Source organism: Alienimonas californiensis (genome assembly GCF_007743815.1).
Taxonomy (GTDB): Bacteria; Planctomycetota; Planctomycetia; order Planctomycetales; family Planctomycetaceae; genus Alienimonas; species Alienimonas californiensis.
Genome location: NZ_CP036265.1, coordinates 1,292,664 through 1,316,662, shown reverse-complemented (window position 1 = coordinate 1,316,662; position 23,999 = coordinate 1,292,664). Strand labels below are relative to the sequence as shown.

Here is a 23,999-nt window from a genome sequence, read left to right as displayed (position 1 = left end):
GAGGAGCGGGCTTGGCCGGAACCCTCAGGGGGAGGGGAAAATCCCCAATCCGATCGATTCTGAGCGATCCGTGCGTACTGGACAGCGGCGAATCGCTTTGTCAGAATGCCTTAGCCATCGATGGGGTAAGGGGTTACGTCAGTCGTTCGGGTCTCGCCAAGGGGCGGGAGGGGGTCGGGAAACTCCCGGGTGTAGGGGTTGCAGTTCTCCCGATGGTGTGCTTGCGGGCGGTCTGCGATAACTCCTCGCGTCGGGATGCAGACGCAGCCCGGCGACAACCACGACACACCCCCCGGAACGGAGTCCGACAATGTTGGTTTTGACCAGGAAGGTTGGCGAGTCCATCGTCATCGGTGACGGCATCACCGTCCGCGTTTTAGAAGTGGGCGGCCGTGTCCGCCTCGGGATCGACGCCCCGCGGGACGTCTCCATCACCCGCCCGGACGCCGCCACCAAGCCGGCGGACGTCGCCGAGGAACCGGAGCGTTCTTCCCGCAGCGGTTTGGCGGAGCGGATGCGGTCCCGCAGCCGCCGACAGGAGATCGCCCCCGATCTCCGCCTCGTCCCCTCCGGGAGCGACGACTGCGCCCGGACCCGTACCGGCGTCTCCGCGAACGCGATGCTCGAGTAGGTTCGGTCCTGACGTCCAGAACCGACGGGCTGAGAGTTCCTTCCACCTCTCCCAAAGCGTGGCCGCCCGGGTGGCTGTCAGCGGAAGTGCGGTGACGGGGCGATTCGGTCGCCTCCGAGCGAGCGAGGTCAGGTCATTGGCGGGGGCCGGTCCGTACCTCAGGTCCGCGACCTGCCGGGCGCCTCGGCGTCACGCCAATCCACGGTGTTGCGGGCTGTCACGCAGCCAAAACAGGCCCGTGCGATCGGCTTCGAACTTCGGCGGGAAAGCGGGCGATTTGATCCCGAAGGGACCCTGTCCGCGGCTTCGGTAATACAACCTCTCGTCGTTGGCGGCGAACCGCCCGCAACAGAGGAGATCGACGTAGGTGAACTCGCGGTCGGCGGCACTGACGCTGACGTCGACCCATTCCGGCACGTGGCCGTCGCGGTATAGAAAGCGGAGCGTCGCGTCGCGGGACATAGCGAGATAAACATCTTCGCTCAGCGTGTCCTCCAGATAAACGACCTCATCCGGCTTAAGCCGGGCGTCGTATGATTGGTTCGGGAAGAGGCGGTAGGTCTTCGCCTTGGGCAGTTCGTCCCAAACCAACGTCTGCGCGAATGTGACGCATGCGGTCGTGGCCTTATCGAACAGGGCGGCGAGGTCGTCGAACGTCATGTCGGCGGGACCGTTGCGGGAGCCGGTTCGCTGCTCCCCGACCGTCACTCCGAGCGGGCGGCGGTGTCCAGGGCCACGCGGGTGCCCAGCAGGCGGTCGTGCAGCGTGCGGGACTTCGCCGAGAAGAGCCCGGCCACGTTGTCCAGCGCCCAGACCGTCAGCACGAACAGTGCCAGCGACTGTTCCAGCCAGAGCTGGCCGGTCAGTTCTTCTACCAGCACGCTCACTGCCAACCCCCAGATGGGAAAGGTCTGGGCGAGGCCTCGGACCAGCAGCGTGCGCTTGGAGGGCGGGAGGCCGTAACGGTCGACGATCCGCATCTGGAACAGCGTTTTGCCCGGCGTGCGGCCGGTCCGGGCCTGCCACCAAGCGAACAGCAGCGACGGGACGCAGGCCAGCAACTTGGACAGCAGAACCAGCGGGATCACCGACGTCAGCCAGCCGGGCAGACCGATGACCTGATCGATCGCGTTGAGCGTCGGCCGGGCCAGCGTGGCGAACATCCCCACGCTGATCAGCACCACCAGGCCGAGGTCCGTCAGCGCCCCCAGCGACCGGATCAGCGGCCCGGCCAGCGTGTTCGACTGCGGGGCGAGCCGGAGGATCTCCCCGGCCGCCTCGGCGGCGGTCGCCGGCCGGTCGGCCGGGTCCTTCTCCAGCAGGCGGGCCAGCACGTCCTGCCAGCCGGGCGGGAGGTTGGCCGGCCAGGGATCGGGGAACTCCGGGGCGTTCGTCAGGTGCGCTCCCAGCCGGTGCGACAACCCCTGCTTGCGGGTCGTGTAGGGGAGTCGGCCGAAGGTCATCTCGAACAGCGTGACGCCCAGGGCATAGAGGTCGCTCTGGACCGTGGGCGAGCCGCCGCGGACCACCTCCGGGGCGAGGTAGTTCGGCGTGCCCTCCAGCCCGCCGACGCGTTGGCGGCTGGTGCGGCGGGCGAGGCCGAAGTCGCTCAGCTTGACCGTCCCCACCCGGTCCGGGCCGTCGTGGCGGGAGTGGGCCAGCAACACGTTCGACGGTTTCACGTCGCCGTGGACGATGTCGTACTTCGCCGCGCACTCCAGCGCCCCGGCGATCTCGGCGCCCAGCCGCGTCACCGCCCCGTAGGGCAAGGCGCCCTGCTTTTTCAGCACGTCCGCCAGCGTGGAGCCCTCCACCAGCTCCATCGCCAGGAACGGTTTGTCGGGATCCGGGCTGACGAAGTAGACGTGAGCGACGTTCGGATGATTCACCCGGGCCTGGGCGCGGGCCTCCTGCAACAGGCGATCCAGCGCCTGCGACCCGCTGCCGGTCGACGGCACGCCGCTCTCCGTCCGGACGTCGGTCTCGCCCGTCTGCGGCGAACCGGCCCGCGACGAACCCGTCTGCGGCGAACCCGCCCGGGGGGGACCTGTGCGAGGGGTGGCCGCTCGCAGCGCCCGGCTGCTGCCGGCGCGATCGGGGCGAATCACCTTCACCGCGACGAACCGCTCCAGCGACAGGTCCAGCGCCCGGTAGACGGCGCCCATCCCGCCGCGGCCCAGCGGGGCTTCGATCTGGAAGTGCCCCAGCCGGGTGCCGGGTCGCAGCTCCCCCGGATCGAACGTCGCGCCCGCCCGGCCGCCGGGCGGGCCGGAGAGCGGCAGGGTCTCCGCGAGGTCGGCGTCCGCGGCGGCGACGTCCTCCGGGGCGGCGGCCCGGGCGGGGGCGACCTCGGGGTCCGGCAGCAGCCCGTCGAACGCTCCGCCGCCGGCACGCCGGGCGGCGCGCCGGTCGCCGCGCTGGTCGGAGCGCCGGTCACGGGCGAGGCCGTCGAACAGGGCGTCGACGTCCGGCAGCGGGGCGGTTTCGTTGCGGTCGTCGTCGGCGCCCTGTCCTGGCGCCGCTGCGGCGGGGGTCGGGTCTTGAATCAGGGGCAGGAACAGCGTTTCGGCGCCGGCCTCCTCCAGCACCGAGGCGGCGTAGTGGCGGCCGCACGCCGGGCAGTCTCCGCCGCCGGCGTCGGTCCCGACCGCCGGCCGCACCACCGCCCGCGACCCGCACACGCACAGGTACGGCACCGTGCCCGCGACGAACGCCGGGGCGTCTGCCGAGACGCCCGTCGGGGCGGTCGGCGGAGTCGACCTGCGGGGGAACGGGGCGGCCGCGGTCACGGGCGGTCGGCGGTTGGGGGACGGGGTGCGGGCGCAGTGTAGAGCGCCGCCGTCCTTCCCATCGGCGGGCGTCGCCGCGATCCTCGCGGCGGACCGCCGCCCGGGCGACCGACGGCGGCGATTTCACCGGACCTTCTCCGGCCGTGCGTCCGAACGCTGACGGCGCCGACGGCCGGAGCTTGCGCTCCGGGCTCACCTCGGCTGCGACGGGCGCGGGAAGAATACGCTATTCGGCCGGGGCCTCGCCGGGGGGCTCGGCGGTCTCCCAGCGGTCGCGGACGTCGGCGTTGAACAGCCCGCCGTACGCCTGAATCGTGTCCCGCAGCCGCGCGCTCAACCCGGGGTCGACGGCGTCCCGCTGCGGGCCGGCGGTGAAGGCGGCGATGCGGCGGCGGAACTCCGCCTCGTCTCCCTCCCGCAGATCGGCCAGCGCCCGGACGGCCTCCGCGTTCGCCTTGTATCGCAGTTGCTGCCCGCCGGAGAGGCTCACGCTGGCGGCGGCGGTCAGCTTGTCCGCCTGACGGCGGGCCTCGCCGGGGCGCTCGTGGTCCAGATACCACTTCGCCAGCCCGTCCCGGGCCCGCACGGCGACCGCGGGGACGTCGCCGTAGTACTCCAGCAGGGCCAGCCAGCCGCGTTCGGAGTCCTCCAGCAGGGCGGCGGCGTATTGCTGGTCGGCGTCCGGCAGCTTGACGCCCACCGGGGCCGGCGGGGGGGTGAGGAACGGGTCCGCCGGCCGCTGCGTCCAGCCGATCCCCGCCCCGATCAGCCCGACGAGCAGGCAGAGCGGGATCAGAAACGACAGGTGCCGCCGCAGCGGCCACTGGAAGAACAGGTCCACGCCGAACGGCTTGGCGGAGGGCGTCGGGGCGGCGGACAGCTTGGCGAGCTTCAGCTTCTGCGCCGCCGCCGGGTTCGTCTCCACCGCCGCGGCGAGGGCGTCCAGATCCTCCCCCAGCGCCTGGGCGCTTTCGTACCGCCCGTCCGGGGAGCGGGACATTAATTTGTGCACCAGCTCGCACAGCGCCGGCGGCAGGTCCGGCCGCAACTCGGCCAGCGGGCGGGGCGTCGCGGAGAGGTGCTTCATGGCGATCGCCATCGGGTTTTCGCCCCGGAACGGCGGCCCGCCGGCCAGCAGGTGATACGCCGTCACGCCCAGACTGTAGAGGTCGCTGCGGGCGTCCAGCTTGTCCCCGCGGACCTGCTCCGGCGACATATACAGCGGCGTGCCCAGCGTCATGCCCTCCTGGGTGAGGGTCACGCTGCCCTCGCCCCGATCGGCCAGCCGGGCCAAGCCGAAGTCCGCCACCTTCGCGTGCCCGCCCTTCGTCAATAAAATGTTCTCCGGCTTGATGTCCCGGTGCACGATGCCGGCGTCCGCCGCGGCGGCGAGGGCGCCGGCGATTTCCTTGAGCAGCCGGATCGCGATCTTCGCCCCCGGCGGGCCCTTCCGTTTGAGGTACTCCCGCAGGGTCGGCCCGGGCACGAACTCCTGGGCGATGTAGTGCAGCGGACCGCCGTTCGGCCCCGCCCCGTCCACCCGGCCGACGCTGTGCACCTGAACGATGTTCGGGTGGTTCAGCGCCGCGGCGGCGAGGGCCTCCTGCTCGAAGCGGCGGATCATCGTCGCGTCGTCCTCGTCCAGCTTGTCCGGCCGCAGCACCTTGAGGGCCACCTGCCGGTTCAGGCCGTGCTGCTGGGCGAGGTAAACCTCCGCCATCCCCCCGCGGCCGAGCTTGCGGAGGATGTGAAACTCCCCCACGTGCTCCGGCGGCGGCCGATCGACGGGCTTCTCCCGCGGCGGCGTCTTCCCGCTGTCGCTGGGCCGAAAGACCGTCTGCGACGGGTCCGACCCGGGATGGGCGGGCAAACCGGCGGGCGGCGGGAGTTCAGGGTCGGCCATCGATTCCACCAAAGGCGAGCGGCGGGGCGTCAGCCCCCCGTGCGAAGCGGGCGCGCCCCGCAAAGCGGGCAGCGGGGCCTCACGATACCGCGGCGGCCGCATTCCTGCCCATGGGCGGTCGGACGCGCAGCGTGTGCAGGACTGCTTCGAGTTCGGCCTCGTCGAAGGAACGGCCGGTCGTGCGAAACACGGTCGCCATGACCGAGCCGCCCGGGGCGTCGAGTTCGTATTGAACACGTTTGTGCGGAACCGGCCCGGGGCGCTCGCTGACGAGCTTCTCCCCGCAGACCCGCCCGAACGCGACCGGCGCTGCGGCGAACCCGCCCGCGCGCCACTGCGCCCGCAGCAGGCCGCCGAATCCGGGCTGCGAAGCGATGAACGTCGCGTGCACGGCCCCCCGCCGGCCCTTCGTGAGCGTTCGCATGCACGGCGCGTCCTCCGCCGTCCATCCCGGCGGCAGTTCGATCACGATCGTCGGCTGCGGACCGGGATCGGGCGCTTCGCCGAGGGACGCGACGTCGAACCCGAAGCTCAGCAGGCCGTGGAACACGCCGACGACGCACCAACCGGCCTGCTCGTCGGACGGGAACGACCCCAGCCACGCCTCCAGCGCCGCCAAATCGGCCGCGACGGCCGCGGCCGGGTCCGCTTCGAGCCCCAATCGCCCCTTCAACGCCTGTTCGAGCGGGAGGGAGTCCAGATCCTCCGCCTCGGCGCCGCCGCGCAACGCCGCCTCGAACGCCGCCAGCGGCCGGGCGAGATAGGCGAGGTTCGGCGGCAGATCGGGCATCGGCGGAGGGAGCGTCGGCGGCGAGAGCGTACGAGACGCGGCGGCCGGTCGCAGCGCCGCACGCCCTGTCCGCCGCGGGCCCCGGCCCTAGAATCCCGCTCGCACCCGACCCCGCACGTTCGCCTCGAACCGCATGACCGTTTCCGCCGACCGCCCCGCCACCCTCGGCGACCTCAAGGCCTCCGGCTATCAGTCCGTCCCCGTCAAAACCGAACTGCGGCGGAACCTGCTCCGCAAGTTAAAATCCGGCGAGCCGGTCTTCCCGGGCATCCTCGGCTATGAGGACACCGTCTTCCCGCAGCTGTATAACGCCGTGCTCTCGAAGCACGACGTCCTGCTGCTGGGCCTCCGCGGGCAGGGCAAGACGCGGATGCTGCGGATGCTCACCAGCCTGCTGGACGAATATATCCCCGCCGTAGCCGGCAGCGAGATTCACGACGATCCGCTGGCCCCGCTGTCCAAATATTCCCGCGATCTGATCGCCGAAAAGGGCGACGACACGCCGCTCGTCTGGATCGGCCGGGACCAGCGCTACAACGAAAAACTCGCCACCCCGGACGTGACGATCGCGGACCTCATCGGCGAGGTGGACCTTATCAAACACGCCGGCGGGGCCCTGCTGAGCAGCGAGGACGCGATGCACTTCGGGCTGATCCCCCGCAGCCATCGCGGCATCTTCTGCATGAACGAATTGCCGGACCTGGCGCCGAAGATTCAGGTCGGGTTGTTCAACGTCCTGGAGGAGCGGGACGTGCAGATCCGCGGGTTTAACGTGCGGTTGAATCTGGACCTGATGTGCGTGTTCAGCGCCAACCCGGAGGACTACACCAACCGCGGTCGGATTGTGACCCCGCTGAAGGACCGCATCGGCAGCGTCGTGCGGACCCACTACCCGACCACCCGCGAGTTGGGCATGCGGATCACCGAGGAAAACGCTTGGACGGATCGCGATCACGAACACGAGGACGGGGCCGTCTCCGTGGCGGTGCCGCGGTTTATGAAGGAAGTCGTTGAGGAGACCAGCCGGCTGGCCCGCACCAGCCCGCACGTCAATCAGTCGTCCGGCGTGAGCGTGCGGATGAGCGTCTCCAACTATGAAAACCTGCTCAGCAATGCGGAGCGCCGCGGCGTCACGCAGGGGCAGAACCACGTCGTCGCCCGGCCCTCCGACCTCGCTCACGCCGCCGCCGGCGGGCGGGGGAAGGTGGAAATGAGCATGACTGAGGAGCCCGGCGAGGAGGACGTGCTGCTGGACCGGATGACGGACGAGGCGGTTAAGAACGTCTTCGACCAGTATCTGAAGCCGAAAAAGTTCCGCAGCGTGGTGGAGTACGTCGAGAGCGGCAAGACGATCCGCGTCGGCGAGGGCGTGACGACGAAGGAATATCTCGACCTGTTGAACAGCGTGCCGAACTTTAAAGAGGACGTGGAGCTGCTCGCCGGCGAACTGGAGCCGGACCTCGCCGGCGGCGACTACCACGAACAGTTAATGGCCTGCGTGGCGGAGTTCATTCTGGAGGGTCTGCACGTGCACAACCGCCTGAACCGTGCCCGCACCGGTGCCGTCGCCAGCTACGGCGGGTGACCCCGGGGGCGGAGCGTCCTAGCGAGCCGCCGCGTCCCGGCCTACTTTGCCGGGGCGTCCTGCGCGTCTTCAACCCGCACGGTGAAGGCGGCGGAGGCGTAGTCCTCCCAGACTGTGCGGTGCGACGCTTCATCAGGGTCGTAGAACGACATCAAATACGCCCCGTGGATTGCGTAGCCGCCGGGTTCGTCGAAGGCGAACCACTTGTTGAGGGCGACCGTATCCTCGAACGTCTCGCCCGGCTGGATCGTGGGGGAGACCGAGATGCCGCCCGTGTTGCCGTTCCGTCCCACGTCCTCGACCTGCGCGCCGTTGAGATACGCCGCGAACGTATATTGATTGTCCCGGGCGGCCCCCCGGTAATGTCCGCCCTTCTGAAACGTAAACGGCGTGTCGCCGACGTTCTTAATGCGGAGCGTCGCCTTCACCGACTCGCCGACCTGATACGCCTTCTTGTTCGGGGTGAAGGTGACGAGCAAATGATGGCCTGGGTGCCGGCGGCGGAGCAGGGGCGTGTTGAGCAGCACCGCCGCCCGTTCGGCGTTCTCGGCGCCTGCAATCGGGAAGTGCAGTGAGGAGATTTCCTTCCCGCTCGACCCCGACCCGGACTGCGGACACGCCTGTCCGTCGACGACCAGCACAGAGTGCATCGTTCCGATCGTCTCGTCGTAGGGCACGCGCAGGGTGAGCCAGAAACGGCTGTTCTCGTTGTTCTCGGAACGAAGCGGACTCCCCAGAATTTGAAACTCCCGGCGCTCGCCGAGCTTGAACGTCCGCCCGTCGGCGGACTGCACGACGGGGGCGCCGTCATTGGTCGATTGTCGATAGAACCCGTCGGCCGGCGGGTCCGCGGCGAGCAGCAGCGAGGCCGTGAGGAGCAGCGCGTCCATGAGCGGTCCGGGGGGCGGGGGAGCGGCGGGACAGACTAACCCCCCGACGCCGGCGTCCCGCGAAAAGTTCCGCCGCGTCGCTGCTACTCCCGGGCGGCGTCCGCGGCGATTCGCTGTTTCCACTCCTGATATTCGTCCCCCAACACCTTTTCCGGCCATGTGCCGTACCAGGCGTAGCCGTTGCGGCGTTCGTCGCCGATGTCGGCGAGGTTCGGCCTGGGCACGCCGTCGCGGTCCACGAACACCGGGGCGTTGGTCTCAATGTCGTAGAACCGCGCCCACAACGGCGGGGCGTCGGGGTCGTTGACGACGACCTTATTGAAGCCCCTCTCGGAGCCGGCGTCCTGCACCCTGTCCTCGCGGATGCCCGTCAGCTTCGCGGACTCGAACCAGACGACCGCCGCGTCGACGGCCCGGATCACCTCCGGCGAGGGGTCTTCGAGGCTCATGAGGAGTTGCGTGAGGCTGACGGACTCCGCCCCGCTGAGGGTCGCGAGTTCGAACGTGCGGGCCGGCCGGGGGCGGAAGTCGACCTCGTCGTGCTGGGCGCACCAGGCCGTCAACTGGCCGTTTACGCGGATCTGGCATCTCAAAATGCACTCCACGCCGCGGTCGAAGGCGTTCCCGGCGGCCTGGCGGCGGGCGGGGTCGACGAATTGATACGTCTTGGACTCCGCGACCTCGCGGGCGAACCGCATCAGGCGGACCATCGCGTCGTCGTTGAACGTGATATGGCGGTGGTATTTCTCCCCCGGGGGGTGGAACTGCGGCCAGCCGCCGTTGGCGTATTGCCCTTCGAGGACGTACGTGAAGCCGCGGTCGAACGCCTCGCGGTAGCGGTCGTCCCGCGTCGCGTTGTACAGCTTGGCGAGCAGGCGCAGTTCGTCCGTGGTCGCCCCGTTGTCGTAGGTCCCCTGCAGTTGGCCGCGGTCGCCGCGGTGGGGTTCGGCGGCGGTGTCCACGTTCTTCGGCCACCCGCCGCCGTCGCTTTGATGAGAGAGCACGTTCGCCCCGATGCGGGCGGCCTCCTCGGAAGCGAACCACTGTCCCGGCTCCTTGAGATAATCCTTCGGCCCGGCGTCGGCGGGAGCGGCCGCCGAGAGCAGCAGGCCGACGGCAAACGGAGCGACGGCGAACAGGGGGCGGCGGGGCATGGGCCCGTCTCGATCGAAACGCGGAGAGAAGGCCGGCGGGGCGTTCGCCGGGCGGATCGCGGCCCTGCGGCCATTGCATGAGCGCCCGGAGACACTGTCAATCGCCGCCGCATCGGACGCCGGCGGGTCCGGGGGAACCGGTCTGGACTCCGGCGAGCGGTTCGACCGATGGTCCCCGGATCGCCCCCGCCCGGGTTCTGCGCCGTGATTCGCCCCCAGCTCATTCGTTCCGCCCTCCGTCGCTTCGCTCCGCTGCTGTGCGGCGTGGGGTTGTTGGCCTCCATGACCGGCTGCGCCGCGAGCCGGGCGGAGAACGGGGCGCTGGCCGGCACGCTGGTCGGCGGGGCACTGGGGGCGGCGGTGGGCGAGGCGAACGACAACCCGCTGGCCGGCGCCGTGATCGGCGGTCTCGGCGGGGCGCTGGTGGGCGGGGCGATCGGCGAGGCGAACGACCGGGCGGACCGCAACGCCGTCGCCCGCGCCTCCTACGAACGGGACATGGCCGCCGCCCACGCCAACCGCGTGACGATCGACGAGGCGATCCAACTCACGCTCAGCGGCGTCGATCCGGAAGTGATCGCCACCCACGTCCGCCAGCGGGGCGGCTGCGGCCCGCTGAGCGCCGCGGACCTCATCACGCTCCAGCAAAACGGCGTGCACCCCCGCGTCGTCACCGCGTTGCAAACCTCCTCCCCGCCGCCGGTGCAGGGGCCGATCGCCACGCCGCGGGACCGGGTGATCGTGCAGGAGATCCACCACGGCCCCGGCTGGGGCTACTGCGACCCGGACCCGTTCTGCGACCCGCACTTCTACCATTACCGGCGCCGCCACCGTCACCACCACGTCGAGCCCGGCGTGAGCTTCGGGTTGCACTTCGACTGACGGGCGGACCGTTCGCATCGACCGTCGACGGGAACCCTCTTCAGAGCGTTCTTTTGCGAGCCGTCGCGGGTCCTGTGAGCCCGAAGCGCAAGCGAGGGTCGGAGCCCCCCACCTCGCTTGCGCTTCGGGCTCACGGGAAAAGCCACGCTTTCCTAAACCTGCTCCGGGCGGCGTTATTCGTCGACGAAAGAGCCGTCCGGGGCCATGATGAAACCGTCTTGGACGTCAGGTCGATAGACGGGAATCAGGCCGAGCAGGCGTTCGGGCGGGCGTTGGCCGGTGGAAAGGTCCGCTATGACGCGGACGTGGCGTTTAGCGGAGTCGTCCCACATGAGGTTCGTCTCGACGACATACGTCGTCCCGTCCGGCAGGACGCCGTCCGTCACGTCCAAGGTTTGAGACGACTTGAGGCGAGCGGCGAGCTGGGTGTGGGACATGGCGCGATAGATCGCCAGATGCTGTAATAGTACTGCGGCGAGGTCGGCCTGGTCGGCGTTCGTCGTCGTTTCGTTCATCCGGCGTGTTCCTCAATCCACCACCGGCGGTCGCCAGTCGCCCCAGTGGTCGAGGTAGTAGGCGCAGGCCGGGTCGTCGACGTGCTCCTCCAGCCAGGCCTTGGCGGAGGCGACGCGGTCGTGCTCCTGTTCGAGGGTCAGCCGGCCGGTCAGCACGCGGGTTCTCAAAAAGACGAAATAGGTGTCCAGCACGTCGCAGCGGCAATAGCGATTGATTTCGTCGTCGTCGCCGGCGTCGTGGTAACTTTGCACCTTGGAGCCGTCGAGGCCCGATTTGCCCGGCTTGCCGAGCAGGTTCGCCAGCAGGTTCAAGCCCCCGGACAGCCGGGCCGCCCCGTAATTGCTGAGGACCTCCATCAGGTCCAGGTGGGCCTCGCCGTTATAGCGGTTGCGGGGCTGTTGATAGCTGGGGCCGGTGTCGTGGAACCATTCCGGCAGGCTCAGGCCGTCGCGGTAGGCGGCCAGTTCCAGCACCGGCAGGTCGTAGCCGCGGCCGTTGAAGGTCACCAGCGTGGGCCGGCGATAATATTTCCAACCCTCCCAGAACTGCTTGACCATCGCGGAGGGATCGAACCGCGGGGCGTCCAGGCTGGCGAGCCCCTGCAGCGTGCCGTCCGGCCCGACCTTCGCCACCGCGATCGCACAGGGTCGCACGAAGGTCACCGGCAGCACGTCGCTGCCCTTCGTGTCCAATAATTCCTTGCGGTAGCGGTCGACGGCCTCCGCGGGGGCGAGGTCCGCGTGGGGATACTTCACCCGGCTGATCAGGTCCCCGTCGCCGACGGCCTCCACGTCGAAGACCAGGTGGGAAACGGGCTCAGGCACGGGGCGGACGCGGGGAGGGGGGAGGAGGAAGGGGTGAGGAGAGAACGCCGGCGGCGAGGCTCAGGCCGGCGGGTAGAGCGGGCCGAGCGTTAATTCGCCCACGCCGGTCACGGGCACGGCGGCTTCGGGGCCGGAATAGGTGACGAGCTTCCACTCGGTCGCCGACAGCCGGGTGTAATGATCGACGCTCGGCTCGTCCTGCGAGACGATCAGATAATCCGTCAGCGACGGAATCGTGCGGTAATCGTCCAGCTTGGCGCCGCGGTCGACGGTCGCGGTGCTGGGGGAGAGGACTTCGACGAGAACCAGCGGATTCGTCACGGTGTCCTGCTCGCCGTCCAGCATCTCCGGCGGCCGCGGCGTCAGCATGACGTCGGGGTAGCGGTACCGTCCGTCGGCGACCCGCAGTCGCATGTTGGAACGGAAGGTCTTCAGCGGCCGGCCGGCGATCAGGTCGTCGAACGCCCGCTCGATCGCCTTGGCCAGATCGATGTGAAGTTCGCTTTCGCCGGCCATCGGGATCAGTTCGCCGTGAGAGAGTTCGCTGCGGAGCCCATCGGCTTCGGTACGTTCGCGGTGCAGGTACTCCGCCTCCGTCAGCCGCACGTCGGGGACGGGCGGGGCGGAGCCGGGGCGGGGCGACGCCGCGGGGGCGGCGGGCGGCGGGGCGGCGGGCGGCGAATCGAGCGTGGCGGGCATCGGGGGGCGCCGGTCGAGGATGTTCGCCCGCAGGATACCGCATCCGCCGCGGTCCCGGGCGCCCGCAAACCCGAACGCCCTGGGTGGCGACGGCCGGCCGGGGACCGGAAGATCGCCGCCGCCCGCCCCACAGAGCCCCGCCGATGCGTTCTCCCGCCCTGCCGTTCGTCGCGCTCCTGCTGACCGCCGCGGTCGCCCCCGACGCCGCGGGGGACGAGCGGCCCAATATTGTGCTCGTGTTCGCCGACGACCTCGGCCAGCGGGACCTGGGCTGCTACGGGTCGCCCTTTTATGAAACGCCGCACGTCGACGCGCTCGCCGCCCGCGGCGTGCGGTTCACGAACGCCTACGCCGCTTGCCCGGTGTGCAGCCCCACGCGGGCCAGCGTCTACACCGGCCGCTACCCCGCCCGGTTGCCGCTGACGGACTGGTTGAAGGGCCGGCGCCAGCCGCAGGATTCTCCCATTCTGCACGCGGAGTATCTCGACCAACTGCCCCTCGAACAGGTCACGGTCGCGGAGGAATTGAAGGCCGCCGGCTATCGCACCGGATTCATGGGCAAGTGGCACCTCGGCGGGGAGGGCTTTTTACCGACCGATCAGGGGTTCGACGTGAACGTCGGCGGCGGGCCGAACGGCAACCCCGGCAGTTTCTTTTGGCCGCAGTGGGGCAAGCGGGTGCAGGGGCTCGAGGGGGAGTTCGAGGGCCAGTACATCACCGACCTGCTGGCCAAGAAGGCGGCCGGCTTCGTAACGGAGTCTTCCAAGGAAGAAGCCCCGTGGTTCCTCTGCGTCGCCACCTATCAGGTGCACACGCCGATTCAGGCCAAGGCGGACGTGCAGGCGAAATACGAGGCGAAGCGGGACCGCCTCGCGAAAGAAGACCCCCGCTTCACGCAGACCGGCGGCAACGGGCGGGAGGGCGCCCCCAGCATCCCGATTCAAAACAACCCCCGGTACGCGGCGATGGTGGAGAGCCTGGACGACCTCGTCGGCACGGTCGTGGACGCCGTGGAGCGGGCGGGCGAGTCGGACAACACCCTCATCGTGTTCTTCAGCGACAACGGCGGGCTGAGCGTCTCCGAGGGGCCGCACACCCCGGCGACCACCAACGCCCCGCTGCGGGCCGGCAAGGGGTATTTATACGAAGGCGGGATTCGGGAACCGCTGATCGTCGCCGGCCCCGGCGTCGCGGAGGGCGAAACCTGCGACGTGCCGGTCATCTCCAACGACCTGCGGGCCACCTTCCTGTCCGCCGCCGGCGAGTCGCAGATCGACCCCCGCGACGGCGCCTCCCTCAACAGCCTGCTGGCCGAGCCGACCACGCACGAAATGCAGCCCCGGCCGCTGTTCTGGCACTACCCGCACTTCTCCAACCAGGGCGGCAGCCCCGGCGGGGCGGTGCTCGACGGTCAGTGGAAGCTTATTGAACGCTACGAGGACGGCGCGCTGGAGCTTTATAACCTCAAGCAGGACCCGTCCGAGACCCGCAACCTCGCCGCGAGGCAGGCCGAGAAAGCGGAGGAGTTACGGGCGAAACTCTCGGCTTGGCGGCAGGAGGTGCGGGCCAATATGCCCACCGCCAACCCGGACGCCCCCGGGCCGGTGTTGGAACGCTGAGAACGTCCGGTCGTCCAAGTCGCGAGCTAGATCGCAGCCCGAGGGATTTATGACGCGGGCCGCTCGCAGAATTCCCGCTGCAACTCGCCGTCTAACCTGTCGGCGGCGTGAAAGCAGCGGCCCTCGGGGGTGTCGGCGTTCGCCAGACGGCGGCGGGCGTCGCTCACTTCATCAGCCAGCGGGCCGGGCAGGGCGTCCAGGCAGCGCTGCGTGAACGTCTCCGTGATCGGTTCCCAATGCTCGCCCAACACTTTCTCCCCGGCGGAGCCGGCGTCGGGCAGGAAGGCGTTGTGAAGGTGATGGCTCAGCGCGGCGAGGAACACCGTGCCCGCGTCCGCCTGATACAGCGGCGCCAACAGCACGCTATACACCGCGACGAGATAGCAGTGGTCCGCGTGGCTTTCCCCGGAGGCGAAGACCGGGCCGGCGTCGCCGCGGCGGGGGGCGTCGGCGAGGCGGTCTAACACCTCGGCGAAGGGCGGGGCCGTCTCCTCGTCGAACAGCTCTTCCAGCCGGGCGGCGGTCGCCTCGTCGGCCAGGGGGAGGTCGCCGGCAGCGGCGGCGAGGGCGGCCGGCAGCGGGTCCGGCAGGGCGTCGGCCCAATGGGCGATCGAGCGTCGCAGCACGTCGGCGATCGCCGGCTCCTCCAGCCCGGCGTCGGCCAGCACGCGGGCGTCGATCCCCCCCAACCGGGCGGCGGCCACGGCGGCGGCGGCCTCCGAATAGGCGACGGCGGCCGGGTCGTGGCCTTCCAGCAACATCGCCCAGGCCCCGCGAAAACGGTCCGCGGCGAACGTGCCGGTCGGGTCGCTCAACGCCGCCCGCACTCGTTTTAAATCGTTCATCTCCGCCAACAGCGGCCGCAGGGCGGCGAGTTGGGCGGGCGTGGGGCCGTCGGCCGGTTGGGGGGTCAAGACTTCACCTTCACCGGCGTCACGGGCCGCTTGGGGTTCGTGGGGAGCGAACGGACGGGACGCTTCTCGTCCGCCACATCCGTCACGCCGAGGCCCCGCGGGGCCTCGGCGTGAGAAGGGTGGGGGACCCTCAGGGCCAGATCTCTGAAAAACTCTTCCCAAGTCGCTCCCCGCTTGCTGGCGGCCCGGGAGAGGGAGCGCAACGCCTGCCGCATGGCCGCGTCGTCGATCGCGTGGACGTTCACCGGGGCGCCGACGCCGCCCAGCAGCGTGATCGTCAACCGGCCGCCGAGGTGCTGCCGGAACTCCTCCAACCCCCGCATCAGTCGGTCGGGCTCGCCCAGCAGCGGGTGCCAGAGGGGCAATCCGAGGGCGGCGAGGCAGTCCAGCACGCGGTCGGCGTCGGCGGCGGGCAGGCCGTGGACGGCGGCGGAATAGAGCACGTCCAGGGCCACCCCCAGGCCGACCGCCTCCCCGTGGCGGACGGCGTACCCGCTGAGCGGTTCCAGCCGGTGGGCGCTCCAGTGGCCGAAGTCCAGCGGCCGGGCCTCGCGGGCCTCGAACGGGTCCCCGCCGGCGGTGATGTGGTTGAGGTGCCACAGGCAACTCGTCTTGAGGGCCGGCCAGTAGGCGTCGAACTCGCGGTTTTTAATCGCCTCGGCCCGTTCGCAGAGGTCGGCGAAGTCCTCGGCGCTTTTCAGCAGGGAAACCTTCACGCACTCGCTGAAGCCGCCGCGGAAGTCGCGGTCCGGCAGGGTTTCCAGCAGGCGGGCGTCGTTCACCACGGCCCAGGGGGCGGCGAAGGTGCCCTGCCAGTTCTTCTTTTGAAAGAGGTTGACGGCGTTCTTGACCCCCACGCCGCTGTCGCCCTGCGCCAGCGTGGTGGTGGGCAGACGGATCAGCCGGACGCCGCGGTGGGCGATCGCCGCGGCGTAGCCGACCGCGTCCAGCACGGCGCCGCCGCCCAACACCAGCACGTAGCTGCGGCGGTCCAAGTCGGCGTCGTTGATCGCCGTCAGCACCCGCTCGACGTGCCGCGGGTCGTTCTTGCACGCCTCCCCGCCGACGATGCGAAAGGTCCCCGCCGGCTCCGCGAGCCCCGCGGCGGCCCAGTCGGCCAGCAGTTCGTTCAGGCGCCCCGTCAGCCCCGGCACCCCGTTCGCCAGGGCGCCGTCCGCCCAGACCTGCACCTTCGGCGTGACGCGGTCCTCGCCCTCGCCGCTCTCTAACAACGCGGCCAGCACGTTCGCGTCGGCGCCGAGGGCGTCCCGGGTGAACCGCAGGCGGTGGGTCAGCGGGACCGTAAAGGGGACGTCGAACCGATCGCCCGTGCGATCGCCCGCCCCGACCGACGACCCCGCCGCGGGGGCCGGGCCAGTTCCGGCGGGGGGAACCGCGGGGCGGGAGGGGTCGGGCACAGCAGACGGAGGAGACGGGACCGGGGTGACGGGGCCGGGAACGCGGGCGGCCGCGGTCGCCGCATCATCGAGACTGGATGGGATCGATGCGAACCGGACCCGCATTCCACCCTAGATGCGCGTTCGCGGTCGTCTACGGGCCATTCCCCGACAGGGCCGCTCCGGCCCGGCGCCAGCGGGCCATGCGCGGTTTCCCCCTCACAAACGGCCCTCTCCGGTCCCCCCGGTCGGCGACCGCCGGCCCCTGCGCCCGGTCCGCGACCGATTGCGGCCCCCCGATGCCGCTCGTATCGTGACGGCGTTCCCGCTCGGGAACTTGTTCCGGCCACTCGTTCCCCTTCCGATTCGGTATGTCGCACGCCCCCACCCCGCGGACGGTCCGGCCGTGGGCGACGGTTTGGCGGGCGCGCCGCACGCTGCGGGCGATCCTGTGCGCCGCCGCCCTGCTGAGCGGCGCCAACGCCGCCTTCGCCCAGGAGGACGGCGGGGAGCCCTCCGCCCTGGACGGGCCGGAGCGGGCCTTCCTGGAAGGGCTGCGGGAACGGCGGCTGGCGGACTACGCCATGTTGGAGATCGACCGCCTCGCCGCGGACGAGGACACGCCGGCGGAACTCAAAGCGGCATTGCCCTACGAGCGGGCCCTCACCCTGCTGGCCCTCGCCCGCAGCGCCGGCCCGGGGACGGACGCCCGCACCCGGCTGGACGAGGCCTCGGCGTTGCTGGAGGACTTCGCCCTCAAAAACCCGAACAACCCCCTCGCCGGGGACGCCCAGTTCCTGCGGGCGGAGATCCTGCAACAGGCCGCCGCCGATTTGTTGGACGTGGAGGACCCGGTCGCCCTGCCGGAGGAGACCAAAACGCAGGCCCGCCGCCTGCTGGAGGACGCCGGACGGGTCTACGGCGACGCCCGCCGCGGGTTGGAGCGGACCATCCAGGAGATCGGCCTGGAACAGCGGGACGACGCCGCCGTCGCCCGCCGCACCGCCGCCGAGGGCCGGCTGATCCGCGCCCGGGTGGAGGCCGCCCGCGTGGTGTTCCGCCGCGCCCAGACCTACCCGATCGGCAGCCCGGACCGCAGCCGTCTGCTGGACGAGGCGGACGCCCCGCTGGAGGAGCTGCGCAACGACTTCCGCCGCAAAATCGGGGCGCTGCCCGGCCGCATCATTCAGGGCCAGATCCGCATGGCCCGCGTGCCGGAGGACCCCGCCGCGGTCGCGAAGCTCTCCGGCGACGCACGGACCGAGGCGGTCAAACAGCTCACCACCGCGGCGGCGATTCTGGAGGAGGTGGTCAATCAGGAACCGCCCGCCGGCGCCGGCATCGCGGTGCGGGCGGCGGTCGAGCGGCTTCGCGGCACGGCCCAGCGGCTGCGGTTGTCGGTGCTGAACAACCCGCTCAAGGCCGATCATCAAACCGTCGTCACCCAGGCGACGGCCTGGCTGGACGCCGATCGCGCCCGCGGCGGCTCGGACACCGGCGCCGGGGTGATCTTCGAGCGCGGCATCGCCCAGGAGCGCGGCGCCCCGGCGGAGGACGGCCGCGACCGCACCCGCGACCTGCGGGCCGCCCTGGCCGACTTCCAGACCGCCGCCCGCCGCAGCGAGGCGGTCCGCGGCCCGGCGACCCTCGCCGCCGACCGCGTGCGAGAGAAGCTCGGCCTGGACCGCGCGACGCCCACCAAGTTCGTCGACGCCTTCGACGCCGCCCAGGCGCTGCTCCGCCAGCTCAAGGAGAAGCAGGACGCCGTCGCCGCCGCCATGACCCCGGAGGACAAAGCCGCCGCCCAGGGCGATCTGGACTCCCTGCTCTCGGAGATCGCCCGGCTGCTGAACGCCGCCAACGAATTGGCGGACTCGAACACGGACATCGGCGAACTCAGCCGGGCCCGCTATCTGCTGGCGTACGTCAACACGCTGGCCGGTCGCTACTACGAGGCCGCCGTGCTGGCGGAGTACGTCGCCCAGAACTTCAATCCCCCGCCGCCGGACCCGGAGAAGCCGGACGCCCCGGACCAGTCCGGCATCCCGCTGCAGGCCGCCACGACCGCGGCGCTGGCCTGGACGCAGGCCTACCAGACCCGGCCGGAGGGCTTCGACGGCTCCTTCGAACTGTCCCAGTTGGAGCGGCTGGCGGGCTGGATCGCGGAGAAATACCCCGACAGCGACGCCGCCACCAACGCCCGCGTGACGCTCGGCCGCGTGCTGCTGAACGAGGGCGAACTGGCCCGCGCCGCCGACGCTTTCGCCGCGATCCCCGAGTCCGACGCCGGCTACGCCGACGCCCAGTTGCGGGCCGGCGACGCCCTGTGGCGCCGCAGCCTGGAACTGGCCCGGGCCGAAGCCGCCGACGGCCCCGCGACCCCGCCCCCCGGCGGCGAGGACGCCCCGAACGCCGAGACCCTGCGGCAGGAGGCCCAACAGTACCTGCAACGCGGCGTCGCCAAGGCCGAGGCGTCGCTGAGCGGCGACGCGGAGCTCTCGCCCACGCTGGTGATCGGCAAAACGACCCTCGCCCAGATTTATAACGGCGAGGGCGAGTTCCAGAAGGCCGTCGACGAGCTGACCGGCGGCAAGGCGAAGGTGCAGAACGCCGTCGCCGTCGCGGAGGGCGCCGAGCGGCCGGATAAGGGGATTAAAAGCGCCGGGTTCGCCAAGATCGTCTATCAACAATTGCTGCGGGCCCAGATCGGCCTGAAGAACATCGACGCCGCCCGGCAGACGATCAAGGATATCCAGTCCGTCAGCACCGGCGGGGACGTGGGGGTGTTCGTCTCACTGGGTCGGCAGATTCAGGAAGAACTCGAGGAGATCCCGCCCGGCCCGGCCCGGGACGAGGCCCGGGCGAACCTCGTCAGCTTCCTGGAGGAGATCGCCGCCTCGGACGATCAAACCTTCGGCTCGCTGATGTGGGTCGCGGAGACCTACGCCGGCCTCGCCGAGACCCTGCCGGAGGGCGCCGCCCAGGGGCGGCAATACTACGACGCCGCCGCGAAGGCCCTGCGGTCCGTGGTGCAGAACCATCTGCCCGAGGAGAACAAACAGGCCGCGGCGAACGCCGTGCGGCTGCGGCTGGCCGAGGTGCTCGCCGGCGCCGGCAAGTTCCAGGAGGGCTACGATCAGGTCCTGCAGGTTCTGTCCGCCAGCGAGAACGCTCTGAACGCGCAGACCGTCGCCGCCAACCTGCTGGGCGACTGGGGCGCCGCCGAGGGCGACGCCGCCACCCTGGTGAAGGCTCTCGCCGGCGACGAGACGGCGAAGGTCTGGGGCTGGGGCAAAATCTCCCTGATGCTGGCCAAGCAGTTGCGGACGCCGGAGGGCGAGCGCTTCCAGGCGGACTTCAACAACGCCCGCTTGCAGATCCCCACGGTGCGGGCCGCGTTGGCGGCGACGAAGTCCGGCGACGAGCAGACTTCTGAATATCAGGCGGCGGAGAAGGAACTGCTCTCCTGGATCACGCTGACGCCCCCGGACAAGATCGCCCCGGAGACCCGCAAGCAGGCCGAGGAGCTGTACCGCAGCCTGCAGGAGAGCCGGGGCGTGGCCGACCCGGCCCCGCTGCCGACCGGCGGCGCCCCCGCCGCGACGCCCTCCGCCGACGGGGAAGAGCCCCGCGTGGCCGACGCCGGCGCCGGCACGCAAAACGCCAACAGCCCCGCGGCGACCGACACCGCGGAGGAGGACGAGGGGCCGAACGTGGTGTTGCTGGTCGTCGGGCTGGTCGTGCTGACGCTGATCACGATCGGCGGCATCATCGCCTTCAAGCCGAAGCCTCGGAAACGGGCCGCCCGCCGCTCGACCGGCAAGGCCGGGGACGAGGGCGCCACCCACGCCAAGATGAAGGGGCACGGGGTGGTCCGCAGCTCGCTGCCGGACGTCGCCCCGATCCCCGCCGCCGTCCCGGCAGCGGCCGTCGACGAAGGGCCGGTCGGCACCGACTTCCCGGACTTCTCCGCCCTGTCGCAGAAGAAGGCCTCCAAGCCTGCCGCCGGAACCGCCCCGCGGACCCGCTCCGGGGTTCCCAGCGCCAGCTCCGGCACGAGTGGCCCGGAAGCCGTCAAGCGACGGCGCTCCTCGTCCAGTTCCTCCAGCGGCACGTCGTCCAGTGGGAAGACGCGGCGGCCGGCCAGCCCCGGCGCCGCGGCGCCGGACGGCAAGACGGTGCGGCGCCGCTCGTCGTCGTCCGGTTCGACCTCGTCCGGCTCCTCCGGTTCCAGTTCGTCAGGCTCCTCGTCCTCCGATTCGTCCGGCGCGCCCCGCAAGCGGCGGCCGAAGCCGCCCTCGGAATAGCCCCCGCGGCCGCCCGCCCCGTCGCGGTCGGCCCGCGGCGCCCCGTCGCGTCCCGGCCGTCGCCCCGTTCGCTCCGTCTCCCGTTCGCCCGATGATCGCTCTCCCGCATCCCGCCGCCCGCCGTTCCCGGCTCGCCGCGCCCCGGTTCGCCGCGTTTTGGGGCGCGGCCGCGTTCGCCCTCGTCGTCGCGCCGGCGTCGGCGGACTCCGTGACCCCCCGCGGCAAGCCGACGATCCCCGGAACGATCACCGCCGGCGACCGGGCCGGGCTGACGATCAAGCCCGCCACCGACCCGGCGGAGACGGTGCCGGCGGCGGAGATCACGGAGGTCAGTTGGGACGGCGAACCGGCGACGATGGGCGCCGCCCGCGGCCGCGAAGGGCGCGGCGACCTGGTGGGGGCGCTGACCGTCTACCGCGAGGCGGCCCCGGAGATGTCCAAGATCGGCCCCCTGGCCCGGGCCGACGGGCAGTTCCTCGTGGCCCGGGCGCTGGGCAAGCTGGCCTTGAACGACCCCGCCCGCCGGGCGGAGGCCGTCGCGGCGCTGCAACAGTTCGTCAAGGACAACCCGGACCACTTCCGCACCGACGCGGCCCTGCGGATGCTGGTCGAGGTGCAGACCGCCGCCAACGACCTGGAGGCCGCCGCCGCCACGCTGGAACAGCTCAAACAGAGCCCCTCGCAGGAGTTCAAAACGGCCGCGTCAGTCGCCGAAGGGCAGTTGGCACTGAAGCGGAACGAGGCGGACGCCGCCCTGAGCGCGTTCGACTCCGTGCTGCAGAGCGCCGAGGGCCGGGCCGCGGCGGAGGCGAAGATCGGCCGGGCCGCGGCGCTGACGCGGCTGAACCGGCACGACGAGGCACTGACGGTGTTGGACGGCGTGCTGGACGAATCCGCCGCCGGCGACGCCGAACTGCGGGCCGCCGCCCACGTCGGCCGCGGCGAAAGCCTGCAGGCGACCGGACAAACGAAACCCGCGATCCTCGAATACCTCAAAGTGGACGTGCTCTACCCGGGGGCCAGCGCCGCCCATGCGGAGAGCCTGTACCATTTGTCCCGGCTGTGGCCGACCGTCGGCTTCCCGGAGCGTGCCGGCGAAGCCGCCACCAAGTTGAACGCCAACTACCCGAACAGTGATTGGGCGGCGAAGCTGTCCGCCGGCTGATTGACCCTCCGGCCGACGCCTCCCACGTCCCGCCCGTTCCCGTTTTCGCTCACCTCCCGACCGGTTCCCGCCGTCCCGCCATGTCCCGCCGCTTCGCGTCCGCCCTGTTGTTGGGCCTGTTCCTGCTGACCCCCGCGGCGAGCTTCGCCCAGGACGACGCCGCCCCCGCCGCGGACGCCCCCGCCGCCGGCGCCACCGCCGCGGCGCCGGAGAGCCAGAACTTTCTGGTCTGGATGCTGGAGGCGAACGGCTGGCTGTTCGGCCTCATCTTCCTGGCCCTCTCCTTCGTGACGGTGGCGTTGATCACGCTGAACGTCCTCAAGGTGCGGCGGCAGAACTTCCTGCCGGACGGTTTCGTCGAGGACTTCGAGGCCGAACTGGCCGCGAAGAACTATCAGGGCGCCTACGAACTGGCCCGTGAGGACGAATCCGTCGTCGCCCGCGTGCTCGCCGCCGGGCTGGGCCGTCTGAACCGCGGCTACCCGGAGGCCGTCGAGGCGATGCAGGAGGTCGGCGAGGACGAGAACATGACCTACGAGCACGGCCTGAGCTACTTGGCGCTGGTCGGCGCCATCGCCCCGATGCTCGGCCTGCTGGGCACGGTCACCGGGATGATTTCCTCCTTCCAGACCATCGCCCAGAGCACCACCGCCCCCAAGCCCGCCGAGCTGGCCCAGGGTATTTCGCAGGCGCTCTTCACCACGCTGGAAGGGCTGGCGATCGCCATCCCCGCGATGGTCGCCTACAGCCTGCTGCGGAACCGCGTGGCCCGGTATATTCTGGAAGTCGGCATCGTCAGCGAGGGCCTGATGCAGCGGTTCAGCGCCCTGGGCAAAGCCAAGAAGGACGCCTGATCCCGGTTCCCCGGTCCCTTTTATAATCCCTGCCGCCGGAGCGGACGATGCGCGTCAAAGAGCGGGAACCGAACGTCGCGGAGGTCGATATGACCCCGATGATCGACATCGTGTTCCAGTTAATTGCCTTCTTTATGGTGATTACGAACTTCGAAAACACCCGCGCCGACGAGCGTGTCAAGCTGCCGATCGACGCCATCGCCCGGCCCACGGAGGCCCCGCGGGAGAAGGACATCGTGCTGAACGTCGGCTTTAACCGCCTCGCCGACGGGACGATCGACCCGGCCTCGCCCGACGCCCTGCTGTTCGACACCGCCGAGGGCGGGGCGGGCGTGCCGATCCCGCAGTCCGATACGATCCTCGCCCGGGAGGCCCGCGGTTTCACGGACGAGGGCACGAAGCTGGAGGACGTGACCGTGGTCATCCGGGCCGACGCGGAGGTGCCCAGCGGGCAGATCCAGAACCTGATCACCAAGGCGCAGGGCCAGCAATTCACGATGTTCGCGGTCAAGGCCCAGCAGGAAGAACAGTGACGGACGCCGCGGCGTCCCTCCTCCGATCAGCGAATATGAAAGCCCACCCATGAAGTTCCGCGGCGGCTCCAAAGTCGAAAAGATCGCGCCGCAGATGGCGCCGATGATCGACGTCGTGTTCCAGCTCCTGATCTTCTTTATGCTGACATTGAAGATCGTCGCCCCGGAGGGCGAGTTCGGCATTAACATGCCGCTGGGCGCCGGGGGGAACCCCACGGATTCGCTGCTTCCGGAGATCAACGTCCGCGTGCTGGCCACGCCGGCCGGGGAACTGGGCTCGTTGCAGCTCAACGGGGTCAACCTCGGCAACGACGACGCGGCGTTCGCCGAATTGACGAGCAAGATCCGCGCGATCGCCGGCGACCCCAGCGACGCGACGCCCAACGAGGATCTGTCCGTCACGATCGACCCGGACTACGATCTGAACTATCGCTGGTTCATTAAGACGGTGGGCTCCGTCAGCGGCGACAAACTGCCGGACGGCACGACGGTGCCGCTGGTCGGCAACATCAAGTTCGCCCAAGCCCGCGACCCGCGGTGAGGCGAC

20 protein-coding genes are annotated in these 23,999 nt (G+C 70.6%); 9 read left to right on the top strand and 11 right to left on the bottom strand.

Annotated features, from left to right (window positions below):
* The first annotated feature begins 310 nt into the window (after positions 1-310).
* Entirely contained in the window at positions 311-631 is a 321-nt protein-coding gene (locus CA12_RS23095; protein WP_145357807.1) for a carbon storage regulator, read from the top strand.
* A gap of 189 nt (positions 632-820) precedes the next feature.
* Here CA12_RS23095 and CA12_RS05170 read toward each other — a convergent pair whose 3' ends face one another.
* The 4 genes from CA12_RS05170 to CA12_RS05155 form a co-directional block, all read right to left on the bottom strand.
* Positions 821-1,291 carry a hypothetical protein gene (locus CA12_RS05170; protein WP_145357806.1) on the bottom strand — a complete coding sequence of 157 codons (471 nt, stop codon included), beginning with the start codon at positions 1,289-1,291 and terminating at the stop codon, positions 821-823.
* Between the two features lie 44 nt (positions 1,292-1,335).
* Positions 1,336-3,420: a protein kinase domain-containing protein gene (locus CA12_RS05165; RefSeq protein WP_145357805.1), complete on the bottom strand. Its 2,085-nt coding sequence runs from the start codon at positions 3,418-3,420 to the stop codon at positions 1,336-1,338.
* A 226-nt stretch (positions 3,421-3,646) separates the two neighbouring features.
* On the bottom strand, positions 3,647-5,323 hold the full coding sequence (locus tag CA12_RS05160; RefSeq protein WP_165700564.1) for a serine/threonine-protein kinase: 1,677 nt from the start codon (positions 5,321-5,323) through the stop codon (positions 3,647-3,649).
* Positions 5,324-5,402: 79 nt separating this feature from the next.
* The gene (locus tag CA12_RS05155) at positions 5,403-6,113 is read right to left on the bottom strand and encodes a hypothetical protein (protein ID WP_145357803.1); all 711 of its coding nucleotides are present in this window, start codon (positions 6,111-6,113) and stop codon (positions 5,403-5,405) included.
* 133 nt (positions 6,114-6,246) lie between these two features.
* Here CA12_RS05155 and CA12_RS05150 point away from each other — a divergent pair, with 133 nt between their 5' ends.
* Positions 6,247-7,698, top strand: a complete 1,452-nt coding sequence (locus tag CA12_RS05150) for a sigma 54-interacting transcriptional regulator (protein WP_145357802.1) — start codon at positions 6,247-6,249, stop codon at positions 7,696-7,698.
* Positions 7,699-7,739: 41 nt separating this feature from the next.
* Here CA12_RS05150 and CA12_RS05145 read toward each other — a convergent pair whose 3' ends face one another.
* On the bottom strand, positions 7,740-8,588 hold the full coding sequence (locus tag CA12_RS05145) for a hypothetical protein (protein WP_145357801.1): 849 nt from the start codon (positions 8,586-8,588) through the stop codon (positions 7,740-7,742).
* An 83-nt stretch (positions 8,589-8,671) separates the two neighbouring features.
* A complete protein-coding gene (pelA, locus tag CA12_RS05140) occupies positions 8,672-9,742 on the bottom strand; it encodes a pectate lyase (protein WP_145357800.1) in 1,071 nt (356 codons plus the stop codon).
* A gap of 204 nt (positions 9,743-9,946) precedes the next feature.
* On the opposite strand from pelA, the gene CA12_RS05135 reads away from it, so the two are divergent.
* Complete coding sequence (locus CA12_RS05135; protein WP_165700563.1) at positions 9,947-10,624, top strand: glycine zipper domain-containing protein; 678 nt, start codon at positions 9,947-9,949, stop codon at positions 10,622-10,624.
* A 173-nt stretch (positions 10,625-10,797) separates the two neighbouring features.
* Here the strand turns inward: CA12_RS05135 and CA12_RS05130 are convergent, their stop codons facing one another.
* Genes CA12_RS05130 through CA12_RS05120 form a run of 3 tightly spaced genes read right to left on the bottom strand, consistent with a single transcriptional unit; the run spans position 10,798 to position 12,663 of the window.
* Complete coding sequence (locus CA12_RS05130; protein ID WP_145357798.1) at positions 10,798-11,139, bottom strand: hypothetical protein; 342 nt, start codon at positions 11,137-11,139, stop codon at positions 10,798-10,800.
* Positions 11,140-11,151: 12 nt separating this feature from the next.
* The gene (locus CA12_RS05125; RefSeq protein ID WP_242688122.1) at positions 11,152-11,964 is read right to left on the bottom strand and encodes a ribonuclease H-like domain-containing protein; all 813 of its coding nucleotides are present in this window, start codon (positions 11,962-11,964) and stop codon (positions 11,152-11,154) included.
* Between the two features lie 60 nt (positions 11,965-12,024).
* Complete coding sequence (locus CA12_RS05120) at positions 12,025-12,663, bottom strand: Uma2 family endonuclease (RefSeq protein WP_145357797.1); 639 nt, start codon at positions 12,661-12,663, stop codon at positions 12,025-12,027.
* A gap of 143 nt (positions 12,664-12,806) precedes the next feature.
* On the opposite strand from CA12_RS05120, the gene CA12_RS05115 reads away from it, so the two are divergent.
* A complete protein-coding gene (locus tag CA12_RS05115) occupies positions 12,807-14,282 on the top strand; it encodes a sulfatase (protein WP_145357796.1) in 1,476 nt (491 codons plus the stop codon).
* A gap of 47 nt (positions 14,283-14,329) precedes the next feature.
* Here CA12_RS05115 and CA12_RS05110 read toward each other — a convergent pair whose 3' ends face one another.
* Positions 14,330-15,196, bottom strand: a complete 867-nt coding sequence (locus CA12_RS05110) for an HD domain-containing protein (protein WP_145357795.1) — start codon at positions 15,194-15,196, stop codon at positions 14,330-14,332.
* Positions 15,193-16,614 (bottom strand): 3-dehydroquinate synthase, encoded by a 1,422-nt coding sequence (locus CA12_RS05105; protein ID WP_242688121.1) that lies wholly within the window; start codon positions 16,612-16,614, stop codon positions 15,193-15,195. The genes CA12_RS05110 and CA12_RS05105 overlap by 4 nt, the downstream gene beginning before the upstream one ends.
* 350 nt (positions 16,615-16,964) lie before the next feature.
* On the opposite strand from CA12_RS05105, the gene CA12_RS22400 reads away from it, so the two are divergent.
* The 5 genes from CA12_RS22400 to CA12_RS05080 all read left to right on the top strand — a co-directional run bounded on the left by CA12_RS22400 (position 16,965) and on the right by CA12_RS05080 (position 23,993).
* Positions 16,965-20,900 (top strand): coiled-coil domain-containing protein, encoded by a 3,936-nt coding sequence (locus tag CA12_RS22400; protein WP_207622149.1) that lies wholly within the window; start codon positions 16,965-16,967, stop codon positions 20,898-20,900.
* Between the two features lie 91 nt (positions 20,901-20,991).
* Positions 20,992-22,065 carry a tetratricopeptide repeat protein gene (locus CA12_RS05095; RefSeq protein WP_145357793.1) on the top strand — a complete coding sequence of 358 codons (1,074 nt, stop codon included), beginning with the start codon at positions 20,992-20,994 and terminating at the stop codon, positions 22,063-22,065.
* An 80-nt stretch (positions 22,066-22,145) separates the two neighbouring features.
* Positions 22,146-22,919: a MotA/TolQ/ExbB proton channel family protein gene (locus CA12_RS05090; RefSeq protein WP_145357792.1), complete on the top strand. Its 774-nt coding sequence runs from the start codon at positions 22,146-22,148 to the stop codon at positions 22,917-22,919.
* 47 nt (positions 22,920-22,966) lie between these two features.
* Positions 22,967-23,452, top strand: coding sequence for an ExbD/TolR family protein (locus CA12_RS05085; protein ID WP_145357791.1), 486 nt, complete (start codon positions 22,967-22,969; stop codon positions 23,450-23,452).
* A 49-nt stretch (positions 23,453-23,501) separates the two neighbouring features.
* On the top strand, positions 23,502-23,993 hold the full coding sequence (locus CA12_RS05080) for an ExbD/TolR family protein (protein WP_145357790.1): 492 nt from the start codon (positions 23,502-23,504) through the stop codon (positions 23,991-23,993).
* Positions 23,994-23,999: the final 6 nt, after the last annotated feature.

Bases quoted from the DNA above. Each gene is read 5' to 3' on its own strand.
- CA12_RS05095 (WP_145357793.1), top strand. From the start codon at position 20,992: ATGATCGCTCTCCCGCATCCCGCCGCCCGCCGTTCCCGGCTCGCCGCG.
- CA12_RS05115 (WP_145357796.1), top strand. From the start codon at position 12,807: ATGCGTTCTCCCGCCCTGCCGTTCGTCGCGCTCCTGCTGACCGCCGCG.
- CA12_RS05160 (WP_165700564.1), bottom strand. From the start codon at position 5,323: ATGGCCGACCCTGAACTCCCGCCGCCCGCCGGTTTGCCCGCCCATCCC.
- CA12_RS05120 (WP_145357797.1), bottom strand. From the start codon at position 12,663: ATGCCCGCCACGCTCGATTCGCCGCCCGCCGCCCCGCCGCCCGCCGCC.
- CA12_RS05145 (WP_145357801.1), bottom strand. From the start codon at position 8,588: ATGGACGCGCTGCTCCTCACGGCCTCGCTGCTGCTCGCCGCGGACCCG.
- CA12_RS05090 (WP_145357792.1), top strand. From the start codon at position 22,146: ATGTCCCGCCGCTTCGCGTCCGCCCTGTTGTTGGGCCTGTTCCTGCTG.
- pelA (WP_145357800.1), bottom strand. From the start codon at position 9,742: ATGCCCCGCCGCCCCCTGTTCGCCGTCGCTCCGTTTGCCGTCGGCCTG.
- CA12_RS05080 (WP_145357790.1), top strand. From the start codon at position 23,502: ATGAAGTTCCGCGGCGGCTCCAAAGTCGAAAAGATCGCGCCGCAGATG.
- CA12_RS05170 (WP_145357806.1), bottom strand. From the start codon at position 1,291: ATGACGTTCGACGACCTCGCCGCCCTGTTCGATAAGGCCACGACCGCA.
- CA12_RS22400 (WP_207622149.1), top strand. From the start codon at position 16,965: ATGTCGCACGCCCCCACCCCGCGGACGGTCCGGCCGTGGGCGACGGTT.
- CA12_RS05155 (WP_145357803.1), bottom strand. From the start codon at position 6,113: ATGCCCGATCTGCCGCCGAACCTCGCCTATCTCGCCCGGCCGCTGGCG.
- CA12_RS05085 (WP_145357791.1), top strand. From the start codon at position 22,967: ATGCGCGTCAAAGAGCGGGAACCGAACGTCGCGGAGGTCGATATGACC.
- CA12_RS05150 (WP_145357802.1), top strand. From the start codon at position 6,247: ATGACCGTTTCCGCCGACCGCCCCGCCACCCTCGGCGACCTCAAGGCC.
- CA12_RS23095 (WP_145357807.1), top strand. From the start codon at position 311: ATGTTGGTTTTGACCAGGAAGGTTGGCGAGTCCATCGTCATCGGTGAC.
- CA12_RS05130 (WP_145357798.1), bottom strand. From the start codon at position 11,139: ATGAACGAAACGACGACGAACGCCGACCAGGCCGACCTCGCCGCAGTA.